Genomic DNA, 26,785 nt, shown 5'->3' with positions numbered 1-26,785 from the left:
AGGGGAATTTAATAACAGCTGGCGCGGGCTGATAACCGTATGAAGCATCGCGCCACAGAGCAGGTCGGGAAGACTAAACTTCCATGCTGCTGAAAAGGGCGATGATTTTATTAATCAGTTTCATGTTGGTATCCTGTTTTTATCTGAGTTAATTATGTGACACACATCACACAAAAAAGAGTCTACGCCTCATCTTTTAACCGATCAATATTTTTGTGACACAAATCACAAAATAATAAAACAGCTTTTTAGTTCCACTTTCACTGAAACAAAACCATAAAAAAAGCCAGCCTGGCAACCAGACTGGCTTTTGTGCTTTTCAAGCCGGTGTTACATCGCTTTTTTGGTCAACTCGATAACGCGCAGTTTCGCGATCGCTTTGGCCAGTTCCGCAGATGCCTGAGCGTAATCCACGTCACCATGAGAGCTCTTGATGTGCTCTTCAGCCTTACGCTTCGCTTCCAGGGCTCTCGCTTCATCGAGATCCTGTCCGCGAATCGCGGTATCAGCCAGAACGGTCACGCTGCCAGGCTGCACTTCGAGAATGCCGCCGGACAGATAGATAAACTCTTCATGACCGAACTGTTTAACGATGCGGATCATACCAGGCTTAATGGCGGTGAGCAGCGGTGCGTGACCCGGGAAAATACCCAGTTCACCTTCACTACCCGTTACCTGGATTTTTTCGACCAGACCAGAGAACATTTGCTGCTCTGCGCTGACGACGTCCAGGTGGTAAGTCATTGCCATATCACCCTCCGATTAAGGCGTTAAAGTTTTTTGGCTTTTTCCACGGCTTCGTCGATAGAACCAACCATGTAGAACGCCTGCTCTGGCAGGTGGTCGTATTCGCCTTCCATGATGCCTTTAAAGCCACGGATGGTGTCTTTAAGGGATACGTATTTACCCGGAGAACCGGTGAATACTTCCGCAACGAAGAACGGCTGGGACAGGAAGCGCTGAATTTTACGTGCGCGTGCTACCACCAGTTTGTCTTCTTCAGACAGTTCATCCATACCCAAGATGGCGATGATGTCTTTCAGTTCCTGATAACGCTGCAGCAGAGACTGTACGCCACGCGCGGTGTCGTAGTGTTCCTGACCAACAACCAGCGGATCCAGCTGACGGCTGGTGGAGTCCAGCGGGTCAACTGCCGGGTAGATACCCAGAGATGCGATCTGACGGCTCAGTACCACGGTTGCATCTAAGTGAGCAAAGGTGGTTGCTGGGGATGGGTCAGTCAAGTCATCCGCAGGTACGTATACCGCCTGAACGGAGGTGATAGAACCGGTTTTGGTAGAGGTGATACGTTCCTGAAGAACACCCATCTCTTCCGCCAGGGTCGGCTGGTAGCCTACCGCTGATGGCATACGACCCAGCAGAGCGGATACTTCTGTACCGGCCAGGGTGTAACGATAGATGTTATCAACGAACAGCAGAACGTCACGACCTTCGTCACGGAACTTCTCTGCCATGGTCAGACCGGTCAGAGCAACGCGCAGACGGTTTCCCGGCGGCTCGTTCATCTGGCCATATACCAGGGATACTTTGTCCAGAACGTTGGAGTCAGTCATTTCGTGGTAGAAGTCGTTACCCTCACGAGTACGTTCACCCACGCCCGCAAACACGGAGTAACCGGAGTGTTCGATCGCGATGTTACGGATCAGCTCCATCATGTTTACGGTTTTACCTACACCCGCACCACCGAACAGACCAACTTTACCGCCCTTAGCGAACGGACACATCAGGTCGATAACTTTGATGCCGGTTTCCAGCAGTTCCTGAGAGCTGGACAGCTCTTCATAGGAAGGTGCCGCGCGGTGGATAGCCCAACGCTCTTCTTCACCGATATCGCCTTTCATGTCGATCGGGTGACCCAGGACGTTCATGATACGACCCAGAGTTGCTTTACCTACCGGGACTTCGATCGGGTGCTCGAGATCTTTGACTTCCAGACCACGACGCAGACCGTCGGAAGAACCCATGGCGATGGTACGTACGATACCGCCGCCGAGCTGCTGCTGAACTTCCAGCACCAGGCTCTCTTTACCATTCATAACCTCAAGAGCATCGTACACGCGCGGTACGGCATCCTGAGGGAATTCGACGTCAACCACGGCGCCGATTACCTGGACAATTTTTCCAGTAGCCATCTTGAATCCTCTACGAATTAACCTGGTTATACCGCGGATGCACCACCGACGATTTCGGTGAGTTCCTGAGTAATGCTGGCCTGACGAGCTTTGTTGTATACCAACTGCAGCTCTTTAATCAGGCTGCCGCCATTGTCGGTCGCGGCTTTCATCGCCACCATACGTGCGGCCTGCTCGCTGGCCAGGTTTTCTACCACGCCCTGATAAACCTGAGACTCGACATAACGACGCAGCAGGGTATCCAGCAGCGCTTTCGGGTCTGGCTCATACAGGTAATCCCAGGATTTACGCTTCAATTCATCATCATCTGATGCCGGCAGAGGCAGCAGTTGGGTGATGGTTGGCGTCTGAGACATGGTGTTAATAAATTTGTTGCTGACAACGTACAGTCTGTCCAGACGACCTTCATCGTAGGCCTGCAGCATCACTTTAACCGGACCGATCAGTTCGGACAGGGAAGGGTTATCCCCCATACCGGTTACCTGAGCAATCACATTACCGCCAACGGAGTTAAAGAAAGACACGCCCTTAGAGCCGATCATTGCGATATCGCACTGAACGCCTTTATCGGACCATGCTTTCATATCCGCCAGCAGCTTTTTGAACAGGTTAATGTTCAAGCCACCGCACAGACCACGGTCGGTCGACACCACCAGGTAGCCCACGCGCTTAACGTCGCGTTCTTCCAGGTAAGGGTGCTTATATTCCAGATTACCATTCGCAAGGTGACCAATCACTTTGCGCATGGTCTCTGCATAAGGACGGCTGGCCGCCATGCGATCCTGCGATTTACGCATTTTGGAAGCGGCGACCATCTCCATCGCTTTAGTGATCTTCTGCGTGTTCTGGACGCTTGCGATCTTACTACGTATCTCTTTTGCGCCGGCCATGAGCTTCTCCTCAATGCCTTGCGGTCCGCCCTAAAGCAGACCGCCAGACGTTACCAGGACTGGGTTGCCTTGAAGGAATCGAGGATAGCTTTCAGCTTGCCTTCGATTTCATCGTTATAGCCACCGGACTGGTTGATCTCTTGCATCAGCGGAGCGTGGTCACGGTCAACGTAAGCCAGCAGAGCGGCTTCAAAGCTACCGATTTTCGCCAGTTCCACATCTTCGAGGTAACCGCGTTCAGCCGCAAACAGCACCACACCCTGCTGTGCTACAGACATTGGGGCGTACTGTTTCTGCTTCAGCAGTTCAGTTACTTTCTGACCGTGGCTCAGCTGCTTACGAGTAGCTTCATCCAGGTCGGAAGCGAACTGAGAAAACGCTGCCAGTTCACGATACTGCGCCAGTGCGGTACGAATACCACCGGACAGTTTCTTAATGATCTTGGTCTGCGCTGCGCCACCTACACGAGATACGGAGATACCCGGGTTAACTGCCGGACGAATACCGGAGTTGAACAGGTTGGTTTCCAGGAAGATCTGACCATCTGTAATGGAAATTACGTTGGTCGGAACGAACGCAGAAACGTCACCTGCCTGGGTTTCGATAATCGGCAGAGCGGTCAGGGAGCCGGTTTTACCTTTAACTTCACCATTGGTGAACTTCTCAACGTATTCCGCGTTTACGCGGGATGCGCGCTCCAGCAGACGGGAGTGGAGGTAAAATACGTCGCCCGGGAATGCTTCACGTCCTGGTGGACGACGGAGCAGCAGGGAAACCTGACGGTAAGCAACAGCCTGTTTAGACAGGTCATCGTAAACGATCAGCGCGTCTTCACCGCGGTCACGGAAGTATTCGCCCATTGCGCAACCGGCATATGGCGCCAGGTATTGCAGAGCAGCAGATTCAGACGCGGTCGCCACAACAACGATGGTGTTGGACAGTGCGCCGTGTTCTTCCAGTTTACGAACCACGTTAGAAATGGTGGACGCTTTCTGGCCGATAGCCACGTACACACATTTGATACCGGAATCACGCTGGTTGATGATGGCGTCGATTGCCATCGCGGTTTTACCTGTCTGACGGTCACCGATGATCAGCTCACGCTGGCCACGACCGATTGGGATCATGGCATCAACAGATTTATAACCTGTCTGTACTGGCTGGTCGACGGACTGACGTTCGATTACGCCTGGTGCGATAACTTCGATTGGCGAGAAGCCATCGTTATCAACCGGACCTTTACCGTCAATTGGGGAACCCAGAGTGTTCACCACACGACCCAGCAGGCCACGGCCAACCGGAACTTCCAGAATACGACCCGTACACTTAACCTTCATGCCTTCGGCGAGGTCAGCGTATGGACCCATCACAACGGCACCTACGGAGTCGCGCTCCAGGTTCAATGCGATAGCGTAACGGTTACCCGGCAGGGAAATCATCTCACCCTGCATACAATCGGCCAGGCCGTGAATGCGGATAACACCGTCACTTACAGAAACAATAGTACCTTCGTTGTGAGCTTCGCTCACAACATTGAACTGAGCAATGCGCTGCTTGATCAGTTCGCTGATTTCGGTGGAATTCAGTTGCATGCTCCAGTCCCCTTAAGACTGCAAGACGTCTGCAAGGCGCTCAAGACGGCCGCGTACGCTGCCATCAATGACCATATCACCCGCTCGGATGATTACGCCTGCCATTACAGACTTATCGATTTTGCAATTCAGCTTAACTTTGCGTGACAGACGTTTTTCCATCGCTGCACTAATCTTCGTAAGCTGTTCATCACTCAGTGCATTGGCAGAAGTGACTTCTACCTCAGAGATAGCCTCACTGGCTGCACGCAGATGAATAAACTGCTTAAGAACATCCGGGAGCGCATTCAGACGGTTATTTTCAGCCATTACCCTAATCAGGTTTTGGCCGCTTTCGTCCAGCTGCTCACCGCACACGGCGATAAACGACTCAGCGAGCGTTTCCGGCGCCAGCGCGCCAGAGAGAAGCTCTGCCATTTGTTCGTTTTTCGTCACCTCAGCGGCAAACGTCAGCATATCCTGCCAACGGTCAACGCTTTGGTGCTCAACGGCAAAGTCAAAAGCTGCTTTGGCGTAGGGGCGAGCTACCGTAATAAATTCAGACATCAGCCCCTCCCTCCTTACAGTTCAGCGACAAGTTTGTCCACGATGTCGCTATTAGCAGCTTCATCCACGGAACGTTCGATGATCTTCTCGGCGCCAGCAACAGCCAGGATAGCAACTTGCTTACGCAGCTCTTCGCGAGCACGTTTACGCTCGGCGTCAATTTCCGCCTGCGCCTGTGCCACGATTTTAGTACGTTCCTGCTCTGCTTCAGTTTTAGCTTCGTCCAGGATCTGAGCACGGCGTTTGTTCGCCTGCTCGATGATTACCTGAGCTTCCGCTTTCGCTTTTTTCAGCTGGTCGGTCGCGCTGGCCTTTGCAAGGTCAAGATCCTTATGTGCTCGTTCTGCAGAAGCAAGGCCGTCAGCAATTTCTTTTTGACGTTTTTCGATGGCAGCCATTAAAGGCGGCCATACGTACTTCATGCAGAACAGAACGAACAGGACAAACGCGATGGCCTGGCCGAGGATTGTTGCGTTAAGATTCACAGCACAATGCCTCTATCTAGTTAACGTTCTGATATTGCTCTTAATTCAAGCAACGCTTACTACGCGACAGCAAACATCACGTACAGACCCAGACCTACAGCGATCATTGGGATTGCATCCACCAGACCCATAACGATAAAGAACTGAGTACGCAGCAGAGGAATCAGATCCGGTTGACGCGCTGCGCCTTCCAGGAATTTACCCCCGAGGATGCCGATACCGATCGCAGCACCGATTGCCGCCAGACCCATCATCACAGCGGCAGCAATGTACAGCAGATCCATATTCAGGTTTTCCATGACAGTCTCCAGTTTGTTTCAGTTAAAACGTAGTAGTGTTGGTAAATTAATGCTCTTCAGATGCCATCGACAGATAGACAATCGTCAGAACCATAAATATGAAGGCTTGCAGCGTGATAATCAGTATGTGGAAAATGGCCCATGGCACATTCAGGATCCACTGTGACCACCACGGCAACAGACCAGCAATCAGAATGAAAATCAGCTCACCGGCATACATGTTGCCGAACAGTCGCAGACCAAGAGAAATTGGTTTGGACAGCAGGCTTACCCCTTCAAGGATTAAGTTGACAGGGATGAACGCCCAGTGATTGAACGGCTGCAGCGTCAACTCTTTCGCGAAGCCGCCGATGCCTTTCATTTTGATGCTGTAGAACAGAATGAGGATAAATACGCCCAGCGCCATCGACAGGGTGATGTTCACGTCAGCAGACGGAACTACACGCAGAGCCGGCAGGCCAAAGATATGCTCACCGATGTACGGAAGCAGGTCGATAGGCAGCAAATCCATCAAGTTCATCAGGAATACCCAGACGAAAATCGTCAGGGCCAGCGGAGCAATCAGCTTGCTTTTGCCATGGTACATGTCTTTCACGCTACCATGCACAAAGCCGATTACCAGCTCAATCGCGGTCTGAAATTTACCTGGTACGCCGCTGGTCGCCTTTTTAGCTACGCTACGGAACATAAGCAGGAACAACAGACCCAGAACCACCGAGAAGAAAATGGAGTCAATATTGAGCGTCCAGAAGGTGGCTGGGGGGTTGTGCGGATCCACCAGCGAGAATGTACGTAGGTCCAACTGAAGGTTATTCAGATGGTGTCCTATGTAATCCTGCGGCGTCATATTTTCTGAAGCCATGATGCCTTTACCCTTTGTTGTTAATTACAGCCGGCGCCAGTATCTGAACCACCAGCACCAAAACCCACGTAACGATCAGCGGCATGAATACCGCTTTCAAAACAGCCAACGCCACCACCAGCAAAACCAGCATAGCTAACACCTTGAAGGCTTCGCCGAAGGCGAACGTCCAGGCTACTCGGCCTTTAGCTGGTGTATGCGCCTGGTGACGCCAGGCAAATATCATAAACAACACATTAGGCAGTAACACTGCCAATCCACCGCACAATGCGGAGATGCCCCAGAAAGGGTCTTTGAGGCTAAACAGCAATCCACTTGCTATTACCGCCAGAAACTGTGTGAGCAAAAGCTTACGAGCAACGTTTCGACTCAAGAGCGACATAGACATCACGTTTTTACTCCTGCTCCCTTCGAGGTATGCCGCGTGTCGTATAAAACGTTCTTTATGGCTTAGAGTCAAGCATCAAAAAGCGGTCAAATTATACGGTGCGCCTTCGTGATTTCAAACAATAAGTAGCTAAAAAGTGAATAAATGTTTAAATATTTTTCGCTACCCCACATTTATCACTTTTAAGCAAACTGTGAACGATCATGCAAAACTGCAAATGCCGCGTAAATACTGGCGGCAAAGCGTGCACCAGATCACATATTGAACATATTCACCTTCGCATAATTTATTTACGTGGCAAATGATGCCTTTTCATCTTTTTGATATTTAAGCGTAAAAATAGCCACTATTTCAAAAACAACAGCTAACAACAAAAAAACCACGCATTGACATTTATAATAAAAAATTAACACAACGGGTGGTTCTTACGTTCTATTTTTAGCAGACTGATATTTTCACAGCTGACTTGTTTCGCTTTTAACAAAAAACGGTACGTTATAGTTATGATGCAAAACCGTAAGGCGCTAGTGAATTGTAACGACATTTAACCACACTATTCCCTATGACTTTTAACACCTGAATAGCCGTTTTTTTTCTATTTTTTTTGATAAAAATTAAATTTTGTTTGGCTTAATAACCACCAGATGACGTTCACCATCCAGTTGCGGAACGCGTAATTTTTCGACCGACTCGACGCTGAATTCTGCAGGCAACGAAGCAATTTCGTCTTCTGGCAACTGCCCTTTTAGCGCATAAAAACGCCCATCCAGGCCAGGCAAATGATGGCACCAACTCACCATATCAGTAAGTGACGCGAACGCACGGCTAATGACCCCATCGAACGGCGGCTCTGAAGGGAATTCTTCAACGCGACTTTGCACAGGAGTGATGTTAGTAAGCGCAAGCTCATGCTGCACCTGACGCAAGAAACGGACGCGTTTTCCCAGACTATCCAGCAGTGTGAAATGCGCTTCTGGGCGCACGATAGAGAGAGGAATACCCGGCAGGCCCGGTCCCGTACCCACGTCGATAAAAAGCTCCCCCTTCAGATACGGCGCGACGACAATACTGTCCAGAATATGGCGCACCAGCATTTCGTTGGGATCCCGTACCGACGTCAAGTTGTACGCTTTGTTCCATTTGTGCAGCATATCGACATACGCAATCAGCTGATTTTTCTGGTGATCGGTAAGAGAAATACCAGCATCAGCCAGCAGACGAGAGAGTTTGTTGAGCACGGTCGTTACCTGTTCATAATCAATTTCCCGATGCGCTATAGCTTATCGGGACTACAAATTGGTAGGGCGGGCAGGCGAAGCGCCCGCCGCCAAAATAGTGTTATCAAGCGCTGCGGCGCAGCATACCTTGTTTCTTCAGCCATACCAGCAGAATGGAAATGGCGGCAGGCGTTACGCCAGAAATACGCGATGCCTGACCGATCGATACCGGTTTGTGATCGTTCAGCTTAGCGATAACTTCATTCGACAAGCCTGAGACCTGACGATAATCCAGCGTTGCAGGCAACAGGGTGTTCTCATTACGCTGTTGTCTTTCGATTTCTTCCTGCTGACGGGCGATATACCCTTCGTATTTCACCTGAATCTCAACCTGTTCCGCGGCCTGAGCATCGTCAAGCGCTGGTGCAAACGCAGATAAAGAGGTCAACTGAGCATAGGTCATATCCGGGCGACGCAGGAGATCTTCACCGCTGGCTTCACGTGACAAAGGCGTAGCCAGGTGAGCATTAACTTCTGCTGCAGATTCCGCTAACGGATTTACCCAGGTTGATTTGAGACGCTGACGTTCCTGTTCGATACGCTCCAGCTTCTCGTTGAAACGAGCCCAGCGCTCGTCGTCCACCAGACCCAGTTCACGACCAATTTCGGTCAGACGCAGGTCGGCGTTATCTTCGCGCAGCATCAAACGGTATTCTGCGCGTGAGGTGAACATACGGTACGGTTCTTTGGTGCCAAGCGTACACAGATCGTCCACCAGTACACCAAGATAAGCCTGATCGCGACGCGGTGCCCAGCCGTCTTTCTCAGCAGACAAGCGTGCGGCGTTCAGACCCGCCAACATCCCTTGCGCGGCAGCTTCTTCGTAACCGGTAGTACCGTTAATCTGGCCCGCAAAGAACAGACCCTGGATGAATTTACTTTCCAGAGTGGGTTTCAGGTCGCGCGGATCGAAGAAATCATACTCAATCGCGTAGCCAGGACGGACGATTCTGGCATTTTCCATACCCTGCATGGAGCGGACAATTTGCATCTGCACATCGAACGGCAAGCTGGTGGAGATACCATTCGGATAAATTTCGTTAGACGTGAGTCCTTCCGGTTCGAGGAAGATCTGATGCTGATTACGATCGGCAAAGCGCATCACTTTGTCTTCGATCGACGGGCAGTAGCGCGGACCGATACCTTCGATCACGCCTGCGTACATCGGGCTACGATCGAGGTTATTGCGGATCACGTCATGGGTTCTCTCATTGGTATGCGTGATGTAACACGGCATCTGACGCGGATGTTGAGAAGCATCGCCCAGGAATGAGAAGACCGGCATCGGGTTATCGCTGTTTTGCTGGCCGAGCACGCTGAAATCAATAGTGCGTGCATCGATACGCGGCGGCGTACCGGTTTTCAGGCGGCTGACGCGTAACGGCAGTTCACGCAGACGGCGTGACAGCGGGATAGACGGCGGATCGCCAGCACGGCCGCCGCTGTAGTTGTCCAGACCAATATGAATTTTGCCGTCAAGAAAAGTCCCTACGGTTAATACAACCGCTTTGGCACGGAACTTCAGTCCCATTTGGGTCACTGCACCCACAACACGATCGTTTTCAACAATCAGATCTTCAACCGCCTGTTGGAAGATCATCAGATTGGGTTGATTCTCGAGTGCGGTGCGTACAGCCTGGCGATAGAGCACACGGTCGGCCTGAGCTCGGGTAGCACGAACGGCTGGCCCTTTGCTGGCGTTTAGTATCCTAAACTGGATACCTGCATGGTCGATCGCTTTTGCCATCAACCCACCAAGCGCATCCACTTCTTTTACCAGGTGTCCCTTCCCAATACCGCCGATCGCCGGGTTGCAACTCATCTGTCCCAGTGTGTCGATATTGTGTGTCAAAAGCAGAGTCTGTTGACCCATTCGCGCCGCGGCCATTGCGGCCTCGGTGCCTGCATGACCCCCGCCAATGATGATGACGTCAAAAGGATCCTGATAAAACATGGTAATTGCCTCGCATAACGCGGTGTGAAAGTGGATTGAAGCCCGGGCCGTGGATTCTACTCAACTTTAGTCGATCGAGAAAGCCCTGGGATCCTGGGTATTAAAAAGAAGATCTTTTTATTTAGAGATCTGTTTTATTGTGATCTCTTATTAGGATCGCAACTTTCTGTGGATAAGGGCGATCCTTTGAATAAGATCAACAGGTTGTTGAGGATCATTAGCTGTGAATGATCGGTGATCCTGGCCCGTATAAGCTGGGAGCAGAATGAAGGGTTATACACAACTCAAAAACTGAACAACGGTTGTTCTTGGGATAACTACCGGTTGATCCAAGCTTTTAACCAGAGTTATCCACATAAAAAAGTACGATCTTTACAAATCTCTGAGCAGTGGATGCCAGGATCCCAGCCAAATTTCAGCCGGATCTTCCGGAATTTCATGTTCCAGTACGTTGATCCTGAGCGTTTCGCCGATCTGTTTTGCCCCGCAGGCTTTCAGTTCGGCTTCCAGCTTGTTGATTGCGCCGCAAAAGGTGTCATACTCACGACTGCCGATCCCGATTGCACCAAAATGCACTTGTGAAAGGTCCGGTTTTTGCTCGCATAAGGCATCATATAAAGGCTGCAGGTTGTCAGGAATGTCTCCCGCACCGTGCGTGGAGCTAATAATCAGCCAGATCCCATTAGTCGGGACCTCTTCAAGCATTGGCCCATGCAGTATTTCGCTGGAAAAACCCGCGTCGTCCAGTTTTTCAGCCAGATGCTCTGCTACATATTCCGCACTGCCAAGCGTGCTGCCGCTGATAAGAGTGATTTCTGCCATGATCGCCCACCTTTATAAAGAGGGCGTATTGTACGCTGTGAGCGAGCTGGGATCTACCTGTGGAAAAATAGGGGATTAAAAAAAGCGATCATGGCTTGATGGTACGCATGATCGGGTTTTGCAGGACGATCAGGGTCTCCGTGGACTGAATTTCGTCAATTGTTTGGATCTTGTTGATAAGTACCTGCTGTAACGCGTCGATCGACTTGCACATCACCTTTATAAAGATGCTGTAGTGCCCGGTGGTGTAATACGCTTCGGTCACCTCATCGAGGCTTTCCAGTCTGGCCAACGCTGACGGATAGTCTTTCGCACTTTTCAGGATGATGCCGATAAAGCAGCCGACGTCATAGCCCAACTGTTTGGGACTAACATCAATCCGTGCGCCGGTAATAATCCCGGCCTGCTTCATCTTCTCTACGCGAACGTGAATTGTCCCCGGGCTAACGCCGAACTGTTTGGCCAATTCGGCATAGGCCGTTCGGGCATTTTCCATCAGGGCGTCAAGAATGCCGCGGTCCAGATTGTCGATCTGATAATTTTCCATAGGTTTTTCTTATGTAGATTAATGATTCCCTCTATTTTAGACGTTAATTTTAACGAATCAAAATCGAAGACGGCTTTTTGTTTGTTGATTATTGAATATTACCTACATTCTGTTGCTTAATCATAGGCAACAGGACACAGGAGTACACATAATGAAAACCGCTTACATTGCCAAACAACGTCAAATTAGCTTCGTAAAATCTCATTTTTCTCGTCAGCTGGAAGAGCGTTTAGGTCTGATCGAAGTTCAGGCTCCGATCCTCAGCCGCGTAGGAGATGGCACGCAAGATAACTTGTCGGGCTGTGAAAAAGCGGTGCAGGTGAAGGTTAAAGCATTGCCAGACGCTCAATTCGAAGTGGTTCATTCACTGGCGAAGTGGAAGCGTCAAACATTAGGACAACACGACTTTAGCGCAGGCGAAGGGCTGTACACGCATATGAAGGCCCTGCGTCCTGATGAAGATCGCCTTTCCCCGCTGCACTCTGTGTATGTTGACCAGTGGGACTGGGAGCGCGTGATGGGCGACGGCGAGCGTCAATTCTCCACTCTGAAAAGCACGGTAGAGGCTATCTGGGCGGGAATTAAGGCTACCGAAGCTGCGGTGAGCAAAGAGTTTGGTCTGGCACCGTTCCTGCCAGAGCAGATCCACTTTGTTCATAGCCAGGAACTGTTATCTCGTTATCCGGGTCTTGACGCAAAAGGTCGTGAACGTGCGATCGCTAAAGAGCTGGGCGCGGTATTCCTGGTGGGGATCGGCGGCAAGCTCAGCGACGGTCACCGTCATGATGTACGTGCGCCGGATTATGATGACTGGAGTTCAGCGTCCGAGCTGGGTCACGCCGGTCTGAACGGTGATATTCTGGTCTGGAACCCGGTACTGGAAGATGCGTTTGAGCTGTCTTCTATGGGGATCCGTGTGGATGCTGACGCTCTGAAACATCAGCTGTCTCTGACCGGAGATGAAGATCGTCTGAGTCTGGAATGGCACCAGGCGCTGCTGCGCGGTGAAATGCCACAGACGATTGGTGGAGGAATTGGGCAGTCGCGTCTGACCATGCTGTTGCTGCAATTACCACACATTGGTCAGGTTCAGTGTGGCGTATGGCCGGCACAGGTACGTGAAAGCGTCGCCTCTCTGTTATAAGAATTAACGCCGCCAGCGTCTGAGCAGGCGGCTTCGCATCCCGGTATCAAAGCGCCAGATATGATCGAAAATGCGCATGATGCCGGGTTTACCATGTGCTGACATCGCCACCGCGTGAAAACGGTGCTGGTGCACCCGCTGTAATTCCCCCACTTTGCTGACAACCTCATCGGGCAATCGCTGAGCGATAAAATCTGAGATCACCACCGCATCAGCATCAAACCATTCCCGACCCTGCATGCGCTCAGTAATGGCGCGAAAACAGCTGGCAATATCGGTACCGCCGCGAAAGCGCTGACTTAAAAAACGGGTCGCCTGTTCGATGCCCTCCGGGCCGGATAGCTCATAGCGCACTACTTCTGTTGAAAACAGCATGATGAAACAGCGTCGGTTATCGGCAAGGGCGACGCGCATTAGCGCCAGGCAAAAGGCTTTCGCACACTGCTCATTAAAGCCGCCCATCGATCCCGAAGTATCAACGCAGACGATAAAAGGTCCGCGCGGTTGCTCGTCAAAATCCTGATGCACCACGGGGCGTTCCGTGACTTTCTCACGCCATGCTTCGCCGTGCAGGCGATAGGTCAACAACTGCTTTTCCACCAGTCGTCGGTAGAACTCGTATTCCAGTTCGGTAATGCCCAGCGTGGCCAGTTCCGGCGGCAGAAGGCGCAGGATATCGTCGCTTTGCTGGATGCCATCTACTTGCTCCGGGACGGTTGCCGGTTCGCGCACGAGGGTACGGAAGGTTTCCATTGGCGCATCTTTACGCGGTACGGATTTCGCTTCTCTGGAACGGCCTAACTGCTCAGCCAGACGCTGGAGTTCAGGTTGTTGCGTCAGGAATTCGCCATATTTCACCATCAACTGATAATCACCGCGCTTGATTTGACCTGCGCTCATATCCCACAACCGGCCTGCGGCGTTGTCATTTTCTGCCAGTACGGGTTCCAGTTGCCCGCTAAGGGTCATCCGTTCCTGTACTTCACTGAGCAAATGCTCGCGCTCTTCTTCCAGCAGTTGCTGATTCAGCGTTGTGGTTTGCACCACCAGGCTCAGGCGCCAGCGCTGGAGAAAAAGCGTATGTAGGGCAGGCGTAAACGCGCTGTTGTCATTGACCAACTGCTGCGCTTGTCCGGCCCATGGCGAATGGAGGTGGTGTAATAGCGACAATATTTGCGGTAGCTGGACGATAAACTGCGCATGAGAGAGGAGCTGGCTTTGTTGATAGCATATAACCTCTTCCGCTAACTCCGGCGGTACATGGGTATCTTTGAGGCGGCTACGCAAAGATTCACGCCAGCGGGGAATATCGTCAGTGATCGCTTTTTTAAGGCGAGGGAATTTGTTAAAAAATACCACCATCTTTGGAGAAGCCAGCAGGGCGACGATCATCTCTTCGATCATCGCTTCTTCACTGACTGCCAGCATGATGTTGAGCGTATCAAGGGTCAGCATTGTTGCGCCTGGCGGATTTGCGCCCCGACATCCTGCAGGCTGGCCTCAATGCGGCCTAACCAGTCGCTATGAATAAACAGACATTTTTGCTGCTCGCTAAATGCGCTGTGCTGCTGATGCCACTCGTTATCGAGCGCTTCAAGCTCCTGTTTTATTTCAGCAGGCATACTCTCTTGTGATGTACCGGGCAATGCCAGACGAGAGCCTTGTAAGCTGACGTCGCGTACAACCAGGTGCTGCGCGCTATCCACTTCCATGTTCAGCGTCTGGGCAAAACCGATGCCGTTTAATTTTCCTCGGATCTCACCGCCTTTGGTTAACCACAGTTCCAGCGCGCTACGTTCGAAAGCAATATGGATTACTTCCATATCATGCAGCTTTAAGGGCTTTTGCAGTAGTAATGTCACGACGGATGACGTGGCCTCCGGCGGTAAATCATAATGAGGACGACGGCTGAACATGCCGCCCTGACGGATCACGGTGAATGCTGTTTTATCGCTTTGCTGCTGCTGGAGCTGAATGCGGCGCTGCACAATACTGCCCAGACGGGTCAGCATGGCTTGTTGTTGCCATGCGTGTCCGGTCATCAATATTTCCAGCTGCTGCTGCATCAGATTCAGACTTTGTGCGTCGTACCACAGGCAGTCTTTCAGCAGGATCAGGTCGATGGGAACTACCTCATCACGTCCGCTAAAGAAGGCGCTGGCCTGGAGCAAGCGAATGGCTTTTTTCCAGCGACGATCGGACACGTAGGGGGCATTCGGTAGCGTGTCCAGCTGCTGGCGCAGCATGAAAATAAGCTCAAACACGCGATCGGGAAGCGTGATGGCGCCAATGTCCTTTTGCCACTGGTAATACTCTTCATCCGTTACCTGTAACGATGCCGGGACCGGATTGTCGCTTTCATCCTGCTGACTTAACAGCATCGAGCGGAAGTTGGCCTTGTCCTGGACTTTATCCAGCCACAGACGAATAAGCATACGGTCGTACAGCGCTTCCAGGCTGCTGTCTGCTTCAGGCAGTTCGTTGGAGGCTGCCACCAGCAGGCGCATCGGGATTTTCTCTTCATGCGCGCCGTTGCGGAAATGGCGTTCGTTGATGGCGGTCAGCAGGGTGTTAAGAATCGCCGGTCCCGCCTTCCAGATTTCATCGAGAAAGACGATTTCAGCTTCAGGCAGATAGCCTGCCGTTAAGCGTTCATAGCGACCTTCGTCTTTTAACGCCTGAATGGACAGCGGGCCGAAAACCTCTTCCGGCGTAGAGAAGCGCGTCATCAGATATTCGAAGGCGCGAGCATTTTGAAAGGCAAATTTCAGTCTGCGGGCAATTAAGCTTTTCGCGATCCCGGGAGGACCTAATAAGAAAACGCTCTCGCCGCTAAGTGCAGCCAGCAGACACAGACGAATGGCGTGGCTACGTTCATAAAGTCCCTTTTCCAGCGCATTGCTCAGACGGGAAATTCTTTCCGCTAATAAATGTGGGTGAGCCATAATGAAGTGGCGTCCTTTCGCCAAATGTACTGCATAAACAGCGAGTATAGATGCTTCACACCAGTGCAGTAATAGACTGAAGGTGCGCTTATTTTTCTTTGAGCCAGATTAATCTGGTCTCATTTAGGGGTACGATTTTGCGATTAATCGTGCATACTGTGCGCCTTTTTGTGGGCCAAGGGACGACGCACACATTTCTTATATATACACCAAATCAATCAAGCTGCACCAAGGCGGCAATGGAGTTTTCTTCTGGGATGGGGGGAATAACGAATGCAGCCCACGCGGAGGTGGCTTGAAAGATGATGTGTATAAACGAAAGACGAGTCTATGAGCACTGATAATAAACAATCATTGTCTGCGATTACCCTTGCGGCCATTGGGGTTGTCTACGGTGATATTGGTACCAGCCCACTTTATACGCTTCGTGAATGTTTGTCCGGCCAGTTTGGTTTTGGCGTTGAACGTGACGCCGTATTTGGCTTTCTCTCGCTGATTTTCTGGCTGCTGATCTTTGTTGTCTCCATTAAATACCTGACGTTTGTCATGCGCGCGGATAACGCCGGAGAAGGCGGGATCCTGACGCTGATGTCATTGGCCGGGCGTAATACTTCAGCACGAACAACCTCCATGTTGGTGATTATGGGGTTGATTGGCGGCAGCTTCTTCTATGGAGAAGTGGTGATAACGCCTGCTATCTCGGTGATGTCGGCGATTGAAGGTCTGGAGATCATTGCCCCGCAACTGGATACCTGGATTGTTCCGCTCTCGATAATCGTACTGACCCTGCTGTTTTTGATTCAAAAACACGGTACCGGCATGGTCGGTAAGCTGTTTGCGCCGATTATGCTGTTGTGGTTCCTGACGCTGGCAGTGTTAGGCGTGCGTAGTATTATTGGCAATCCGGAAGTGCTGCAGGCGCTCAATCCGTATTGGGCGGTGCATTTCTTCCTCGAATTCAAAACGTTGTCCTTTATTGCGCTGGGTGCGGTGGTGTTGTCGATTACCGGTGTTGAAGCGCTGTATGCGGATATGGGCCACTTCGGTAAGTTGCCGATTCGCCTGGCATGGTTCTCCGTGGTATTGCCTTCGCTGGTACTGAACTATTTTGGTCAGGGGGCGTTGCTGTTAAAGCATCCTGAAGCGATTAAAAACCCGTTCTTCCTGCTGGCGCCGGACTGGGCGTTGATACCGCTCCTGATCCTCGCCGCGCTGGCAACGGTTATCGCTTCACAGGCGGTTATCTCCGGTGTCTTCTCACTGACGCGTCAGGCCGTGCGTCTGGGGTATTTATCGCCGATGCGTATCATCCATACCTCGGAAATGGAGTCGGGCCAGATCTACATTCCTTTCGTTAACTGGATGCTCTATTTTGCAGTGGTGATTGTGATTGTGAGCTTTGAACACTCCAGTAATCTGGCTGCGGCGTACGGGATTGCGGTGACGGGGACGATGGTGCTGACCTCAATTCTGTCGACCACCGTGGCGCGCAAAAACTGGCACTGGAATAAATACTTCGTCTTCCTGATCCTGGTGGCGTTCTTGTGCGTCGATGTTCCGCTGTTCTCCGCGAACCTCGATAAACTGATTTCCGGTGGTTGGCTGCCTCTGACGCTGGGTCTGGTGATGTTCACCATCATGACTACCTGGAAAAGCGAGCGTTTCCGTCTGCTGCGTCGCATGCATGAGCACGGCAACTCTCTGGAGGCGATGATTGCCTCTCTGGAGAAATCACCACCGGTACGCGTGCCGGGAACGGCGGTGTACATGTCTCGTGCATTGAACGTCATCCCGTTTGCGCTACTGCATAACCTCAAACATAACAAGGTTCTGCATGAACGCGTTATTCTGCTGACGCTGCGCACGGAAGATGCGCCATATGTTCACAATGTGCGTAGGGTGCAGATTGAGCAGTTATCGCCCACCTTCTGGCGCGTGGTGGCCAGCTACGGTTGGCGCGAAACGCCGAACGTTGAAGAAGTGTTCCATCGCTGCGGTCTGGAAGGCTTAAGCTGTCGGATGATGGAAACCTCGTTCTTCATGTCGCACGAGTCGTTGATTGTTGGCAAACGACCATGGTATCTGCGTCTGCGCGGCAAGCTGTATCTGCTATTACAACGCAATGCGCTGCGCGCCCCGGACCAGTTTGAAATCCCACCTAACCGGGTTATTGAGCTCGGTACTCAGGTCGAGATTTAATCTTATCGACGCCCTCTTTCATCGCGAAAGGGGGCGTTTTGTTTTGTCCCTCCCAGTTTTCATTTCATCGAATGATAATCCTTGCGAAACGTTTCGATGGCGATCACATTTTCGTAACTTCGCGGTGGTTTTATCTCCACTCTTCGCTCTACACTTATCTTCAGCGAAACGTTTCGCTAGTGGGGAAAGAAAATGAAGAAAGGCACGGTACTCAACTCTGAAATTTCATCGGTGATCTCCCGTCTGGGGCATACCGATACGCTGGTGGTGTGTGATGCAGGTTTACCCATCCCGAATAGCACAACGCGTATCGATATGGCATTAACCCAGGGCGTACCTTCTTTTATGCAGGTACTGGATGTGGTGACACGTGAAATGCAGGTCGAGGCGGCCATTCTCGCGACGGAAATTAAACAACATAATCCGCAACTCCACGAAACGTTGCTCAGCCACATTGAGCAACTGCAACAACACCAGGGAAACACCATAGAAATTCGTTACACCACGCATGAACAATTCAAAAAACAAACCGCAGACAGTCAGGCGGTAATTCGCAGCGGAGAGTGTTCTCCGTATGCGAATATCATTCTCTGTGCTGGCGTCACGTTCTGAGGCCATCATGAACGCATTACTGCAACTCAAAGGGATCGATAAAGCGTTCCCGGGCGTAAAAGCGCTATCCGGCGCCGCGCTGAATGTCTACCCAGGCCGCGTAATGGCGCTGGTGGGCGAAAACGGCGCGGGCAAATCCACCATGATGAAAGTGCTGACCGGGATCTATACCCGTGATGCCGGTTCTTTATTGTGGTTGGGAAAAGAGACCACCTTTAACGGCCCTAAATCCTCCCAGGAAGCCGGAATCGGTATCATCCACCAGGAGCTGAATTTGATCCCGCAACTCACTATCGCCGAGAACATTTTTCTTGGCCGTGAGTTCGTTAATCGCTTTGGCAAAATTGACTGGAAGAAGATGTACGCCGAAGCCGATCTGCTGCTTGCCAAACTGAATCTGCGCTTTAAAAGCGACAGACTGGTCGGTGAACTGTCGATTGGCGATCAGCAGATGGTTGAAATTGCCAAAGTGCTGAGCTTTGAATCGAAGGTCATCATTATGGATGAACCGACGGATGCGCTCACCGATACCGAAACCGAATCCCTGTTCCGCGTCATTCGCGAACTGAAATCCCAGGGACGCGGCATTGTCTATATTTCTCACCGCATGAAAGAGATCTTCGAGATTTGTGACGACGTGACCGTTTTTCGCGACGGGCAGTTTATTGCCGAGCGTGAAGTCGCCTCGCTGACCGAAGACTCGCTGATTGAAATGATGGTGGGACGTAAGCTGGAAGATCAATACCCGCGCCTGGAAAAAGCGCCGGGTGATATTCGCCTGAAGGTCGATAACCTGTGCGGCCCTGGCGTAAACGATGTTTCATTCACGCTACGTAAAGGCGAGATCCTTGGCGTATCGGGGCTGATGGGTGCCGGACGTACCGAGCTGATGAAAGTGTTGTACGGCGCATTGCCGCGCACCAGCGGTTACGTCACGCTTGATGGCCATGAAGTGGTCACCCGTTCGCCGCAGGATGGGTTGGCTAACGGCATCGTCTATATTTCTGAAGACCGTAAACGCGATGGTTTAGTGCTGGGCATGTCGGTGAAAGAGAACATGTCACTAACCGCGCTGCGTTATTTCAGTAGCGCTGGTGGAAGCCTTAAACATAAAGACGAGCAGCAGGCGGTAGGTGATTTTATTCGTCTGTTCAATGTTAAAACGCCATCGATGGAACAGGCTATCGGCCTGCTTTCTGGCGGTAATCAGCAGAAAGTGGCGATTGCGCGCGGTCTGATGACCCGACCAAAAGTCCTGATCCTCGATGAACCAACGCGCGGCGTTGACGTTGGGGCTAAGAAAGAAATCTATCAGCTTATCAACCAGTTTAAGGCCGATGGGCTGAGCATCATTCTGGTCTCCTCTGAGATGCCAGAAGTATTGGGCATGAGCGATCGAATTATCGTTATGCATGAAGGGCATCTCGGCGGTGAGTTCACTCGCGAGCAGGCCACTCAGGAAGTATTAATGGCTGCCGCTGTGGGCAAGCTTAATCGCGTGAATCAGGAGTAAAAAAGATGACTACCCAGGCTGTTTCTGGTCGCCGTTATTTCACTAAAGCATGGCTTCTGGAGCAAAAGTCGCTCATCGCTCTGTTAGTGCTGATCGCGATTGTTTCCACCATGAGCCCTAACTTTTTTACCGTTAATAACCTGTTCAACATCCTCCAGCAAACGTCGGTGAACGCCATCATGGCCGTTGGCATGACGCTGGTTATCCTGACGTCGGGGATCGATCTGTCTGTCGGTTCTTTGCTGGCGCTTACCGGTGCGGTTGCGGCTTCCATTGTAGGGATTGAAGTCAATGCGCTGGTGGCTGTCGCTGCGGCCCTGGCGCTCGGTGCTGCTATTGGCGCGGTAACCGGGGTGATTGTCGCGAAAGGCCGGGTACAGGCGTTTATCGCGACCCTGGTGATGATGCTGCTGCTGCGTGGTGTGACCATGGTATACACCAACGGCAGTCCGGTTAATACCGGGTTTACTGACAATGCCGATCTGTTTGGCTGGTTTGGTATTGGTCGTCCGTTAGGCGTCCCTACGCCTGTGTGGATTATGGGGATTGTCTTCCTCGCGGCGTGGTACATGCTGCACCACACTCGTCTGGGTCGTTATATCTATGCGCTGGGCGGTAACGAAGCGGCAACGCGCCTGTCCGGTATCAGCGTAAGTAAAATCAAAATTATCGTTTACTCCTTGTGTGGTCTGCTGGCATCGCTGGCGGGCATCATTGAAGTAGCGCGCCTCTCCTCTGCGCAACCGACGGCAGGTACTGGCTATGAGCTGGATGCTATCGCCGCGGTGGTGTTAGGTGGTACCAGCCTGGCGGGCGGTAAAGGACGTATTGTTGGGACGCTGATCGGCGCATTGATTCTTGGCTTCCTCAATAATGGTTTGAATTTGTTAGGTGTATCCTCCTATTACCAGATGATCGTCAAAGCGGTGGTGATTTTGCTGGCGGTACTGGTAGACAACAAAAAGCAGTAACAACGATTACAGGACATCTTAAATATGAACATGAAAAAACTGGCTACCCTGATTTCTGCTGTTGCGCTGAGCGCCACCGTGAGCGCGAATGCGATGGCGAAAGATACCATTGCGCTGGTGGTCTCCACCCTCAACAACCCGTTCTTTGTTTCTTTGAAGGATGGGGCGCAAAAAGAGGCCGATAAGCTGGGCTACAACCTGGTGATTCTGGACTCACAGAACAACCCGGCGAAAGAGCTGGCTAACGTTCAGGATTTAACGGTTCGTGGAACTAAAATTCTGCTGATTAACCCGACGGACTCCGATGCTGTTGGTAACGCTGTGAAGATGGCTAACCAGGCGAAAATTCCGGTTATCACCCTTGACCGCGTTGCGTCCAAAGGCGAAGTAGTAAGCCATATTGCATCTGATAACGTGCTGGGCGGTAAGATTGCGGGCGATTATATCGCGAAGAAAGCGGGTGAAGGCGCGAAAGTTATCGAACTGCAGGGTATTGCCGGTACTTCAGCGGCGCGTGAGCGTGGCGAAGGTTTCCAGCAGGCTGTTGCGGCACACAAATTTAACGTACTGGCCAGCCAGCCGGCCGACTTCGACCGCACCAAAGGTCTGAACGTCATGCAGAACCTGCTGACCGCGCATCCTGACGTGCAGGCCGTATTTGCCCAGAACGATGAAATGGCGTTGGGTGCGCTGCGCGCACTGCAGACCGCGGGTAAATCTGATGTGATGGTGGTTGGATTTGACGGTACTCCAGATGGCGAAAAAGCAGTAAATGATGGCAAACTGGCTGCGACCATTGCTCAGTTGCCGGATCAGATCGGCGCGAAAGGCGTTGAGACTGCGGATAAAGTCCTGAAAGGCGAGAAGGTTCAGGCTAAATATCCGGTTGACCTGAAGCTGGTCATCAAGCAGTAATACCGATTCAGGTCGCTCGCGGCCTGATGGAGACATAAAGACGCCATCCCCGTATCGGGTTTTGGGGATGAAAGCGTAAAAAGAAAAGCAGGGCACGCGCCACCCTAATCCGGTGGCGCACTTTGACTTGGAACACCAAATATGAAAACCGCAGGCAACCTCGTTGTTCTTGGCAGTATCAATGCCGATCACATCCTCAACCTTAACTCTTTCCCGACACCTGGTGAAACCGTAACCGGTAACCATTATCAGGTTGCATTTGGTGGTAAAGGCGCGAATCAGGCTGTTGCTGCGGGGCGTAGTGGCGCGAATATCGCATTTATTGCCTGTACGGGTGATGATGATATTGGCGAAAGTGTTCGTAAACAGTTAGCCAAAGATAATATCGATATTGCGCCGATTAGCGTAATTTCGGGGGAATCGACCGGTGTGGCGTTGATTTTTGTGAATGGTGAAGGTGAGAACGTCATCGGCATTCATGCTGGTGCGAACGCGGCACTTTCGCCTGCGCTGGTGGAAGCTCAGCATGAGCGTATTGCCCAGGCGTCTGCCTTACTGATGCAGTTAGAGTCGCCGATCGAAAGCGTACTGGCTGCGGCAAAGATTGCACATCAAAATAAAACCACGGTAGCCCTTAACCCGGCCCCGGCACGTGAACTTTCTGACGAACTGCTGGCGCTGGTGGATATTATTACCCCGAATGAAACCGAGGCTGAAAAGCTCACGGGAATCCGGGTTGAAAACGATGAAGACGCGGCCAAAGCTGCGCAGGCATTGCACGCGAAGGGGATCCATACTGTACTGATTACCTTAGGCAGTCGCGGGGTGTGGGCCAGCGTAAATGGTGAAGGTCAGCGTGTGCCTGGGTTTAAAGTGGACGCCGTTGATACCATCGCCGCTGGGGATACCTTTAACGGCGCGTTAATTACAGCGTTACTGGAAGAGACTCCGCTGCCTGAAGCTATCCGATTTGCACATGCCGCTGCGGCGATTGCGGTCACCCGTAAGGGCGCACAGCCTTCCGTTCCATGGCGCGAAGAAATAGAAGCGTTTTTAAGTCAACAGAGGTAACGCTTGGCTACAATGAAGGACGTCGCCCGCCTGGCGGGGGTTTCCACGTCGACGGTTTCTCACGTCATTAATAAAGATCGCTTTGTCAGTGAGTCTGTCACTGACAAAGTTGAAGCGGCGATTAAAGAGCTTAACTACGCGCCCTCAGCGCTGGCGCGTAGTCTCAAGTTAAACCAGACCCACACTATTGGCATGTTAATCACTGCCAGTACCAACCCCTTTTATTCCGAGCTGGTGCGCGGCGTTGAACGTAGTTGTTTTGAACGCGGCTACAGCCTGGTGCTGTGCAACACTGAAGGTGATGAACAGCGCATGAACCGTAATCTGGAAACGTTAATGCAAAAACGGGTGGATGGCTTGCTGCTGCTCTGCACGGAAACACATCAACCTTCCAGGGAGATCATGCAACGCTATCCTTCTATACCGACCGTCATGATGGACTGGTCGCCTTTTGATGGTGAAAGCGATCTGATCCAGGATAACTCCCTGTTGGGCGGGGATTTAGCCACTCAACATCTTATCGAAAAAGGTTTTACGCGCATTGCCTGCATCACCGGGCCGCTGGATAAAACTCCAGCGCGTTTACGTCTGGAAGGATATCGGGCGGCAATGAAGCGGGCGGGGTTGCCGGTCCCGGAAGGTTACGAGATTACCGGTGACTTTGAGTTCGGCGGCGGCTTTGAAGCTATGCAAACGTTGCTGTCGCATAAACAGCGACCGCAGGCCGTTTTTACCGGCAATGATGCCATGGCGGTTGGCGCGTATCAGGCTCTGTACCAATCGGGATTGCGCATTCCGCAGGATATGGCGGTGGTGGGTTATGATGATATCGAGCTGGCGCGCTATATGACGCCGCCGCTGACGACCATCCATCAACCAAAAGATGAACTGGGCGAACTGGCCATCGATGTATTAATCCACCGGATGGCGCAGCCCGCATTACAGCAACAGCGCCTGCAACTTACTCCTGTTTTGATGGAGCGGGGGTCGGTTTAGGATTATGTCGCTCTTTAATCAGATTACGTCCATCTTTTGCTTTTAGCAGCATGAACATCAGCGCAGACACTACCGTGATAGCGCCCATCGTCATAAAGGTGTAGTGGAACTGCTCGACCGTATTGGTTCCTTCCATACCTTCATAGATACGCAGAACGGCAGCGCTGATGGCGACCCCTAAACTGATTGATAACTGCTGAGTAACGGCCAGCACACTGTTGCCGCTGCTGGCGTTTTCATCGGTCAGGTCCGCCAGAGTGATGGTATTCATGGAGGTAAACTGGGTGGACATCGCCATACCCAAAATGAACAACGGCAGGATCAACATCCAGACCGGCATGGCGGGAGATTGCAATGCGAACTGCGCAATCATCAGGCCGATAAAAACCGTAACACCCACCAGTGTGGTTCTGTAGCCGAGCCGGCGCAGCACCTGCGTCACCATTGATTTCGCCAGTATTGATCCCAGCGCCGTTGGCGCCATCATGCAACCGGCTATCAGCGCCGGGTATCCAAAGCCTACCTGCAACATCAGCGGCATTAAGAAGGGCACGCACCCTGTACCCAGACGAGTGGCAAGGTTTCCGGCGATCCCGACGGAAAAAGTTCGGGTCTTAAATATAGGAAGCGATATTAGCGGCGTTGGGTGACGACGCGCGTGGCGAATGTAGGCGAGCAGTAACAGAATACTGGCAAGAATAATGCTGAGTGCTATCCAGGTCTCGACAAGCTTCTCACCGAACAGCTCTACCCCGCTGGAAAACAACACCAGGCTCAAACCAAACAGAAAGAAACCGGTCATATCAAAACCGCGGCGCGGCGTGGTGAAGTTCGGCATATATTTGCGGGCATAGAAGATACCGGCAACCCCAATTGGAATATTAATCAGGAAGATCCAGTGCCAACTGGCCCACGTGACCAGTACACCGCCCAATACTGGACCTAAAATCGGCCCCACAAGTCCAGGCATGGTTACGAAGTTAAGCACGGGAAGCAGTTCGCTGCGGGGGTAAGCACGTAATAATGCCAGACGGGCAACGGGCATCATCATGGCGCCACCGATGCCCTGAATGACGCGGAAAATCACCAGTTCGCTTAGGGAGCTGGACAGCGCACAGGCCAGCGAACCCAGCGTAAACAGGCTCACAGCTATCATAAAGACGCGCCGGGTACCAAACCTGTCTGCCAGCCATCCACTCACCGGGATCAGCATCGCGACCGTCAGGGTGTAGCTGATAATGGCCGACTGCATGGCGAGCGGAGAGCGGTTAAGGCTGTGTGCTATTGCGGGTAAGGCGGTATTGAGGATCGTGGCGTCTAGTGCCTGCATAAAAAAGGCCATGGCTGCTATCCACGGTAGCCCGGCCATACTGCGTGATTTCTTTTCTGACATATTATTTATCCGGTAGCACGTTCGGTGCTATCAGCAATGCCTGACAGGCAGCGAAGGCGCGATCGCCATCGCTCTCATCTATTGCGTCGACAATGGCCTGGTGTAAATCCAGCTTGACCACGTCGTTATAGGTAATAGAGGTAAAGTAGGTCTGGTAAACGGAATGGAAGAGTGACGCGAAGGAGATAAGGAACGGGTTCGCACTCATTTCATAGATGTGTTCATGCCAGGCGATATCAACCTCAATCCAACGCTCGCGTCTGAAGTTTCTTTTCAGCTCGACCATTTCTTCCATTAGCGTGTTGAGATGCGCTTTCTGTTCTGCCGTACCTATAGTCGCCGCCAGTAAACACGCCTGAGGCTCCAGGCTGATACGCATCACCAGAAAATGTTTAATGACCTGAGAGAAATTATCTTCTGTCATCCACCAGGTGAGCAGCTCCTGGTCGAGGAAGTTCCAGTTTGCCTGCGGCATGACGCGTGTACCAATACGCGGGCGCGGTAATACCATACCTTTTGCCGTTAACGTCTTTACCGCTTCTCTTACCGCGGTACGACTTACGCCAAACTGATCGCCCAGCTCTATTTCGCCAGGCAATATAGCGCCCGGTGCGTATTCACCTTTTAATATTCGCTGAGCCAGCTTTTCGGCCAGAACGTAGGACAGGTTTTTCTGTGCGGCTAGCTGTTGGGCATTTAACGGCATGAATGGTTTTCCTTACTTTATTTCCTATTCATTAGTATGCCACCTGGAAGTGTTATTGCGGCTGCAAAAACGGCAATTTGCTTATTTTATGGCATGTTAATGGTGGTTTTGCTGAAAAAACACGCACTCGGAAAGTTATTTTAAATTTCCCCTTGTCAGCCTGAAATAACTCCCTATAATGCGCCTCCACTGACACGGAACAACGGATTACAAACCGCCGGGTCAGCGGAGAAAAGCGAAAATAAACGCTTGACTCTGTAGCGGGATGGCGTAATATGCACACCCCGCGCCGCTGAGAAAAAGCGAAGCGGCACTGCTCTTTAACAATTTATCAGACAATCTGTGTGGGCACTCGAAGATACGGATTCTTAACGTCGCAAGACGAAAAATGAATACCAAGTCTCTGAGTGAACACGTAATTCATTACGAAGTTTAATTCACGAGCATCAAACTTAAATTGAAGAGTTTGATCATGGCTCAGATTGAACGCTGGCGGCAGGCCTAA

At 51.6% G+C, this 26,785-nt stretch carries 25 protein-coding genes; 8 read left to right on the top strand and 17 right to left on the bottom strand.

Annotated features, from left to right (window positions below):
- Positions 1-330: 330 nt before the first annotated feature.
- The 13 genes from BZK42_RS12240 to asnC form a co-directional block, all read right to left on the bottom strand.
- Positions 331-750, bottom strand: a complete 420-nt coding sequence (locus BZK42_RS12240; protein ID WP_003023809.1) for a F0F1 ATP synthase subunit epsilon — start codon at positions 748-750, stop codon at positions 331-333.
- Between the two features lie 20 nt (positions 751-770).
- Positions 771-2,153, bottom strand: coding sequence for a F0F1 ATP synthase subunit beta (gene atpD, locus BZK42_RS12235; protein ID WP_003023806.1), 1,383 nt, complete (start codon positions 2,151-2,153; stop codon positions 771-773).
- Positions 2,154-2,179: 26 nt separating this feature from the next.
- Positions 2,180-3,043 (bottom strand): F0F1 ATP synthase subunit gamma, encoded by an 864-nt coding sequence (gene atpG, locus BZK42_RS12230; protein WP_016155083.1) that lies wholly within the window; start codon positions 3,041-3,043, stop codon positions 2,180-2,182.
- A 50-nt stretch (positions 3,044-3,093) separates the two neighbouring features.
- Positions 3,094-4,635 (bottom strand): F0F1 ATP synthase subunit alpha, encoded by a 1,542-nt coding sequence (gene atpA, locus BZK42_RS12225; RefSeq protein ID WP_003023802.1) that lies wholly within the window; start codon positions 4,633-4,635, stop codon positions 3,094-3,096.
- Positions 4,636-4,647: 12 nt separating this feature from the next.
- Positions 4,648-5,181, bottom strand: a complete 534-nt coding sequence (atpH, locus tag BZK42_RS12220; protein WP_080859243.1) for a F0F1 ATP synthase subunit delta — start codon at positions 5,179-5,181, stop codon at positions 4,648-4,650.
- Between the two features lie 14 nt (positions 5,182-5,195).
- Positions 5,196-5,666 (bottom strand): F0F1 ATP synthase subunit B, encoded by a 471-nt coding sequence (atpF, locus tag BZK42_RS12215; protein WP_003827022.1) that lies wholly within the window; start codon positions 5,664-5,666, stop codon positions 5,196-5,198.
- 59 nt (positions 5,667-5,725) lie between these two features.
- On the bottom strand, positions 5,726-5,965 hold the full coding sequence (gene atpE, locus BZK42_RS12210) for a F0F1 ATP synthase subunit C (protein WP_003023794.1): 240 nt from the start codon (positions 5,963-5,965) through the stop codon (positions 5,726-5,728).
- 46 nt (positions 5,966-6,011) lie between these two features.
- Positions 6,012-6,827, bottom strand: a complete 816-nt coding sequence (atpB, locus tag BZK42_RS12205; protein ID WP_003023792.1) for a F0F1 ATP synthase subunit A — start codon at positions 6,825-6,827, stop codon at positions 6,012-6,014.
- Between the two features lie 7 nt (positions 6,828-6,834).
- Complete coding sequence (gene atpI, locus BZK42_RS12200; RefSeq protein ID WP_003023790.1) at positions 6,835-7,215, bottom strand: F0F1 ATP synthase subunit I; 381 nt, start codon at positions 7,213-7,215, stop codon at positions 6,835-6,837.
- A 614-nt stretch (positions 7,216-7,829) separates the two neighbouring features.
- The gene (gene rsmG / locus BZK42_RS12195) at positions 7,830-8,453 is read right to left on the bottom strand and encodes a 16S rRNA (guanine(527)-N(7))-methyltransferase RsmG (protein WP_080859242.1); all 624 of its coding nucleotides are present in this window, start codon (positions 8,451-8,453) and stop codon (positions 7,830-7,832) included.
- Positions 8,454-8,556: 103 nt separating this feature from the next.
- A complete protein-coding gene (mnmG, locus tag BZK42_RS12190; protein ID WP_016155085.1) occupies positions 8,557-10,446 on the bottom strand; it encodes a tRNA uridine-5-carboxymethylaminomethyl(34) synthesis enzyme MnmG in 1,890 nt (629 codons plus the stop codon).
- A 372-nt stretch (positions 10,447-10,818) separates the two neighbouring features.
- Positions 10,819-11,268: an FMN-binding protein MioC gene (gene mioC / locus BZK42_RS12185; protein ID WP_080859241.1), complete on the bottom strand. Its 450-nt coding sequence runs from the start codon at positions 11,266-11,268 to the stop codon at positions 10,819-10,821.
- An 88-nt stretch (positions 11,269-11,356) separates the two neighbouring features.
- Positions 11,357-11,815, bottom strand: coding sequence for a transcriptional regulator AsnC (asnC, locus tag BZK42_RS12180; protein ID WP_003023780.1), 459 nt, complete (start codon positions 11,813-11,815; stop codon positions 11,357-11,359).
- Between the two features lie 151 nt (positions 11,816-11,966).
- Here asnC and asnA point away from each other — a divergent pair, with 151 nt between their 5' ends.
- Positions 11,967-12,959: an aspartate--ammonia ligase gene (asnA, locus tag BZK42_RS12175; protein ID WP_016155087.1), complete on the top strand. Its 993-nt coding sequence runs from the start codon at positions 11,967-11,969 to the stop codon at positions 12,957-12,959.
- Positions 12,960-12,962: 3 nt separating this feature from the next.
- On the opposite strand, the gene viaA is transcribed toward asnA, so the two are convergent.
- Both viaA and ravA read right to left on the bottom strand, forming a co-directional pair.
- On the bottom strand, positions 12,963-14,414 hold the full coding sequence (gene viaA, locus BZK42_RS12170) for an ATPase RavA stimulator ViaA (RefSeq protein ID WP_080859240.1): 1,452 nt from the start codon (positions 14,412-14,414) through the stop codon (positions 12,963-12,965).
- Entirely contained in the window at positions 14,408-15,904 is a 1,497-nt protein-coding gene (gene ravA, locus BZK42_RS12165) for an ATPase RavA (protein WP_046276280.1), read from the bottom strand. Before ravA ends, viaA begins: the two co-directional genes overlap by 7 nt.
- A 330-nt stretch (positions 15,905-16,234) precedes the next feature.
- Here ravA and kup point away from each other — a divergent pair, with 330 nt between their 5' ends.
- From kup to rbsR, 7 genes are all read left to right on the top strand, one after another.
- Entirely contained in the window at positions 16,235-18,103 is a 1,869-nt protein-coding gene (gene kup, locus BZK42_RS12160) for a low affinity potassium transporter Kup (protein ID WP_003023768.1), read from the top strand.
- A gap of 192 nt (positions 18,104-18,295) precedes the next feature.
- A complete protein-coding gene (gene rbsD, locus BZK42_RS12155; protein ID WP_016155090.1) occupies positions 18,296-18,715 on the top strand; it encodes a D-ribose pyranase in 420 nt (139 codons plus the stop codon).
- A 7-nt stretch (positions 18,716-18,722) separates the two neighbouring features.
- On the top strand, positions 18,723-20,228 hold the full coding sequence (gene rbsA / locus BZK42_RS12150) for a ribose ABC transporter ATP-binding protein RbsA (protein ID WP_046276281.1): 1,506 nt from the start codon (positions 18,723-18,725) through the stop codon (positions 20,226-20,228).
- A 5-nt stretch (positions 20,229-20,233) separates the two neighbouring features.
- Positions 20,234-21,199, top strand: coding sequence for a ribose ABC transporter permease (rbsC, locus tag BZK42_RS12145; protein WP_003023762.1), 966 nt, complete (start codon positions 20,234-20,236; stop codon positions 21,197-21,199).
- A gap of 24 nt (positions 21,200-21,223) precedes the next feature.
- On the top strand, positions 21,224-22,114 hold the full coding sequence (gene rbsB / locus BZK42_RS12140; RefSeq protein ID WP_016155091.1) for a ribose ABC transporter substrate-binding protein RbsB: 891 nt from the start codon (positions 21,224-21,226) through the stop codon (positions 22,112-22,114).
- Between the two features lie 141 nt (positions 22,115-22,255).
- Positions 22,256-23,185: a ribokinase gene (gene rbsK, locus BZK42_RS12135; RefSeq protein ID WP_016157826.1), complete on the top strand. Its 930-nt coding sequence runs from the start codon at positions 22,256-22,258 to the stop codon at positions 23,183-23,185.
- Between the two features lie 3 nt (positions 23,186-23,188).
- Positions 23,189-24,181, top strand: coding sequence for a ribose operon transcriptional repressor RbsR (gene rbsR / locus BZK42_RS12130; protein WP_016155093.1), 993 nt, complete (start codon positions 23,189-23,191; stop codon positions 24,179-24,181).
- Here the strand turns inward: rbsR and mdtD are convergent.
- Together mdtD and BZK42_RS12120 are read right to left on the bottom strand one after the other, a co-directional pair.
- Complete coding sequence (gene mdtD, locus BZK42_RS12125; RefSeq protein ID WP_046276279.1) at positions 24,147-25,574, bottom strand: multidrug transporter subunit MdtD; 1,428 nt, start codon at positions 25,572-25,574, stop codon at positions 24,147-24,149. The genes rbsR and mdtD overlap by 35 nt on opposite strands.
- Position 25,575: 1 nt before the next feature.
- Positions 25,576-26,280: a FadR/GntR family transcriptional regulator gene (locus BZK42_RS12120; protein WP_016157828.1), complete on the bottom strand. Its 705-nt coding sequence runs from the start codon at positions 26,278-26,280 to the stop codon at positions 25,576-25,578.
- Positions 26,281-26,785 lie beyond the last annotated feature (505 nt).

This window comes from Citrobacter braakii, assembly GCF_002075345.1.
GTDB lineage: Bacteria > Pseudomonadota > Gammaproteobacteria > Enterobacterales > Enterobacteriaceae > Citrobacter > Citrobacter braakii.
This window is presented reverse-complemented; position numbering and strand designations above follow the sequence as displayed.

What these genes read in the sequence shown, in the direction of transcription:
- BZK42_RS12240 (WP_003023809.1), bottom strand. Translation starts at nt 750, where the DNA reads ATGGCAATGACTTACCACCTGGACGTCGTCAGCGCAGAGCAGCAAATG.
- atpD (WP_003023806.1), bottom strand. Translation starts at nt 2,153, where the DNA reads ATGGCTACTGGAAAAATTGTCCAGGTAATCGGCGCCGTGGTTGACGTC.
- atpG (WP_016155083.1), bottom strand. Translation starts at nt 3,043, where the DNA reads ATGGCCGGCGCAAAAGAGATACGTAGTAAGATCGCAAGCGTCCAGAAC.
- atpA (WP_003023802.1), bottom strand. Translation starts at nt 4,635, where the DNA reads ATGCAACTGAATTCCACCGAAATCAGCGAACTGATCAAGCAGCGCATT.
- atpH (WP_080859243.1), bottom strand. Translation starts at nt 5,181, where the DNA reads ATGTCTGAATTTATTACGGTAGCTCGCCCCTACGCCAAAGCAGCTTTT.
- atpE (WP_003023794.1), bottom strand. Translation starts at nt 5,965, where the DNA reads ATGGAAAACCTGAATATGGATCTGCTGTACATTGCTGCCGCTGTGATG.
- atpB (WP_003023792.1), bottom strand. Translation starts at nt 6,827, where the DNA reads ATGGCTTCAGAAAATATGACGCCGCAGGATTACATAGGACACCATCTG.
- atpI (WP_003023790.1), bottom strand. Translation starts at nt 7,215, where the DNA reads ATGTCTATGTCGCTCTTGAGTCGAAACGTTGCTCGTAAGCTTTTGCTC.
- mnmG (WP_016155085.1), bottom strand. Translation starts at nt 10,446, where the DNA reads ATGTTTTATCAGGATCCTTTTGACGTCATCATCATTGGCGGGGGTCAT.
- mioC (WP_080859241.1), bottom strand. Translation starts at nt 11,268, where the DNA reads ATGGCAGAAATCACTCTTATCAGCGGCAGCACGCTTGGCAGTGCGGAA.
- asnC (WP_003023780.1), bottom strand. Translation starts at nt 11,815, where the DNA reads ATGGAAAATTATCAGATCGACAATCTGGACCGCGGCATTCTTGACGCC.
- asnA (WP_016155087.1), top strand. Translation starts at nt 11,967, where the DNA reads ATGAAAACCGCTTACATTGCCAAACAACGTCAAATTAGCTTCGTAAAA.
- viaA (WP_080859240.1), bottom strand. Translation starts at nt 14,414, where the DNA reads ATGCTGACCCTTGATACGCTCAACATCATGCTGGCAGTCAGTGAAGAA.
- ravA (WP_046276280.1), bottom strand. Translation starts at nt 15,904, where the DNA reads ATGGCTCACCCACATTTATTAGCGGAAAGAATTTCCCGTCTGAGCAAT.
- kup (WP_003023768.1), top strand. Translation starts at nt 16,235, where the DNA reads ATGAGCACTGATAATAAACAATCATTGTCTGCGATTACCCTTGCGGCC.
- rbsD (WP_016155090.1), top strand. Translation starts at nt 18,296, where the DNA reads ATGAAGAAAGGCACGGTACTCAACTCTGAAATTTCATCGGTGATCTCC.
- rbsA (WP_046276281.1), top strand. Translation starts at nt 18,723, where the DNA reads ATGAACGCATTACTGCAACTCAAAGGGATCGATAAAGCGTTCCCGGGC.
- rbsC (WP_003023762.1), top strand. Translation starts at nt 20,234, where the DNA reads ATGACTACCCAGGCTGTTTCTGGTCGCCGTTATTTCACTAAAGCATGG.
- rbsB (WP_016155091.1), top strand. Translation starts at nt 21,224, where the DNA reads ATGAACATGAAAAAACTGGCTACCCTGATTTCTGCTGTTGCGCTGAGC.
- rbsK (WP_016157826.1), top strand. Translation starts at nt 22,256, where the DNA reads ATGAAAACCGCAGGCAACCTCGTTGTTCTTGGCAGTATCAATGCCGAT.
- mdtD (WP_046276279.1), bottom strand. Translation starts at nt 25,574, where the DNA reads ATGTCAGAAAAGAAATCACGCAGTATGGCCGGGCTACCGTGGATAGCA.
- BZK42_RS12120 (WP_016157828.1), bottom strand. Translation starts at nt 26,280, where the DNA reads ATGCCGTTAAATGCCCAACAGCTAGCCGCACAGAAAAACCTGTCCTAC.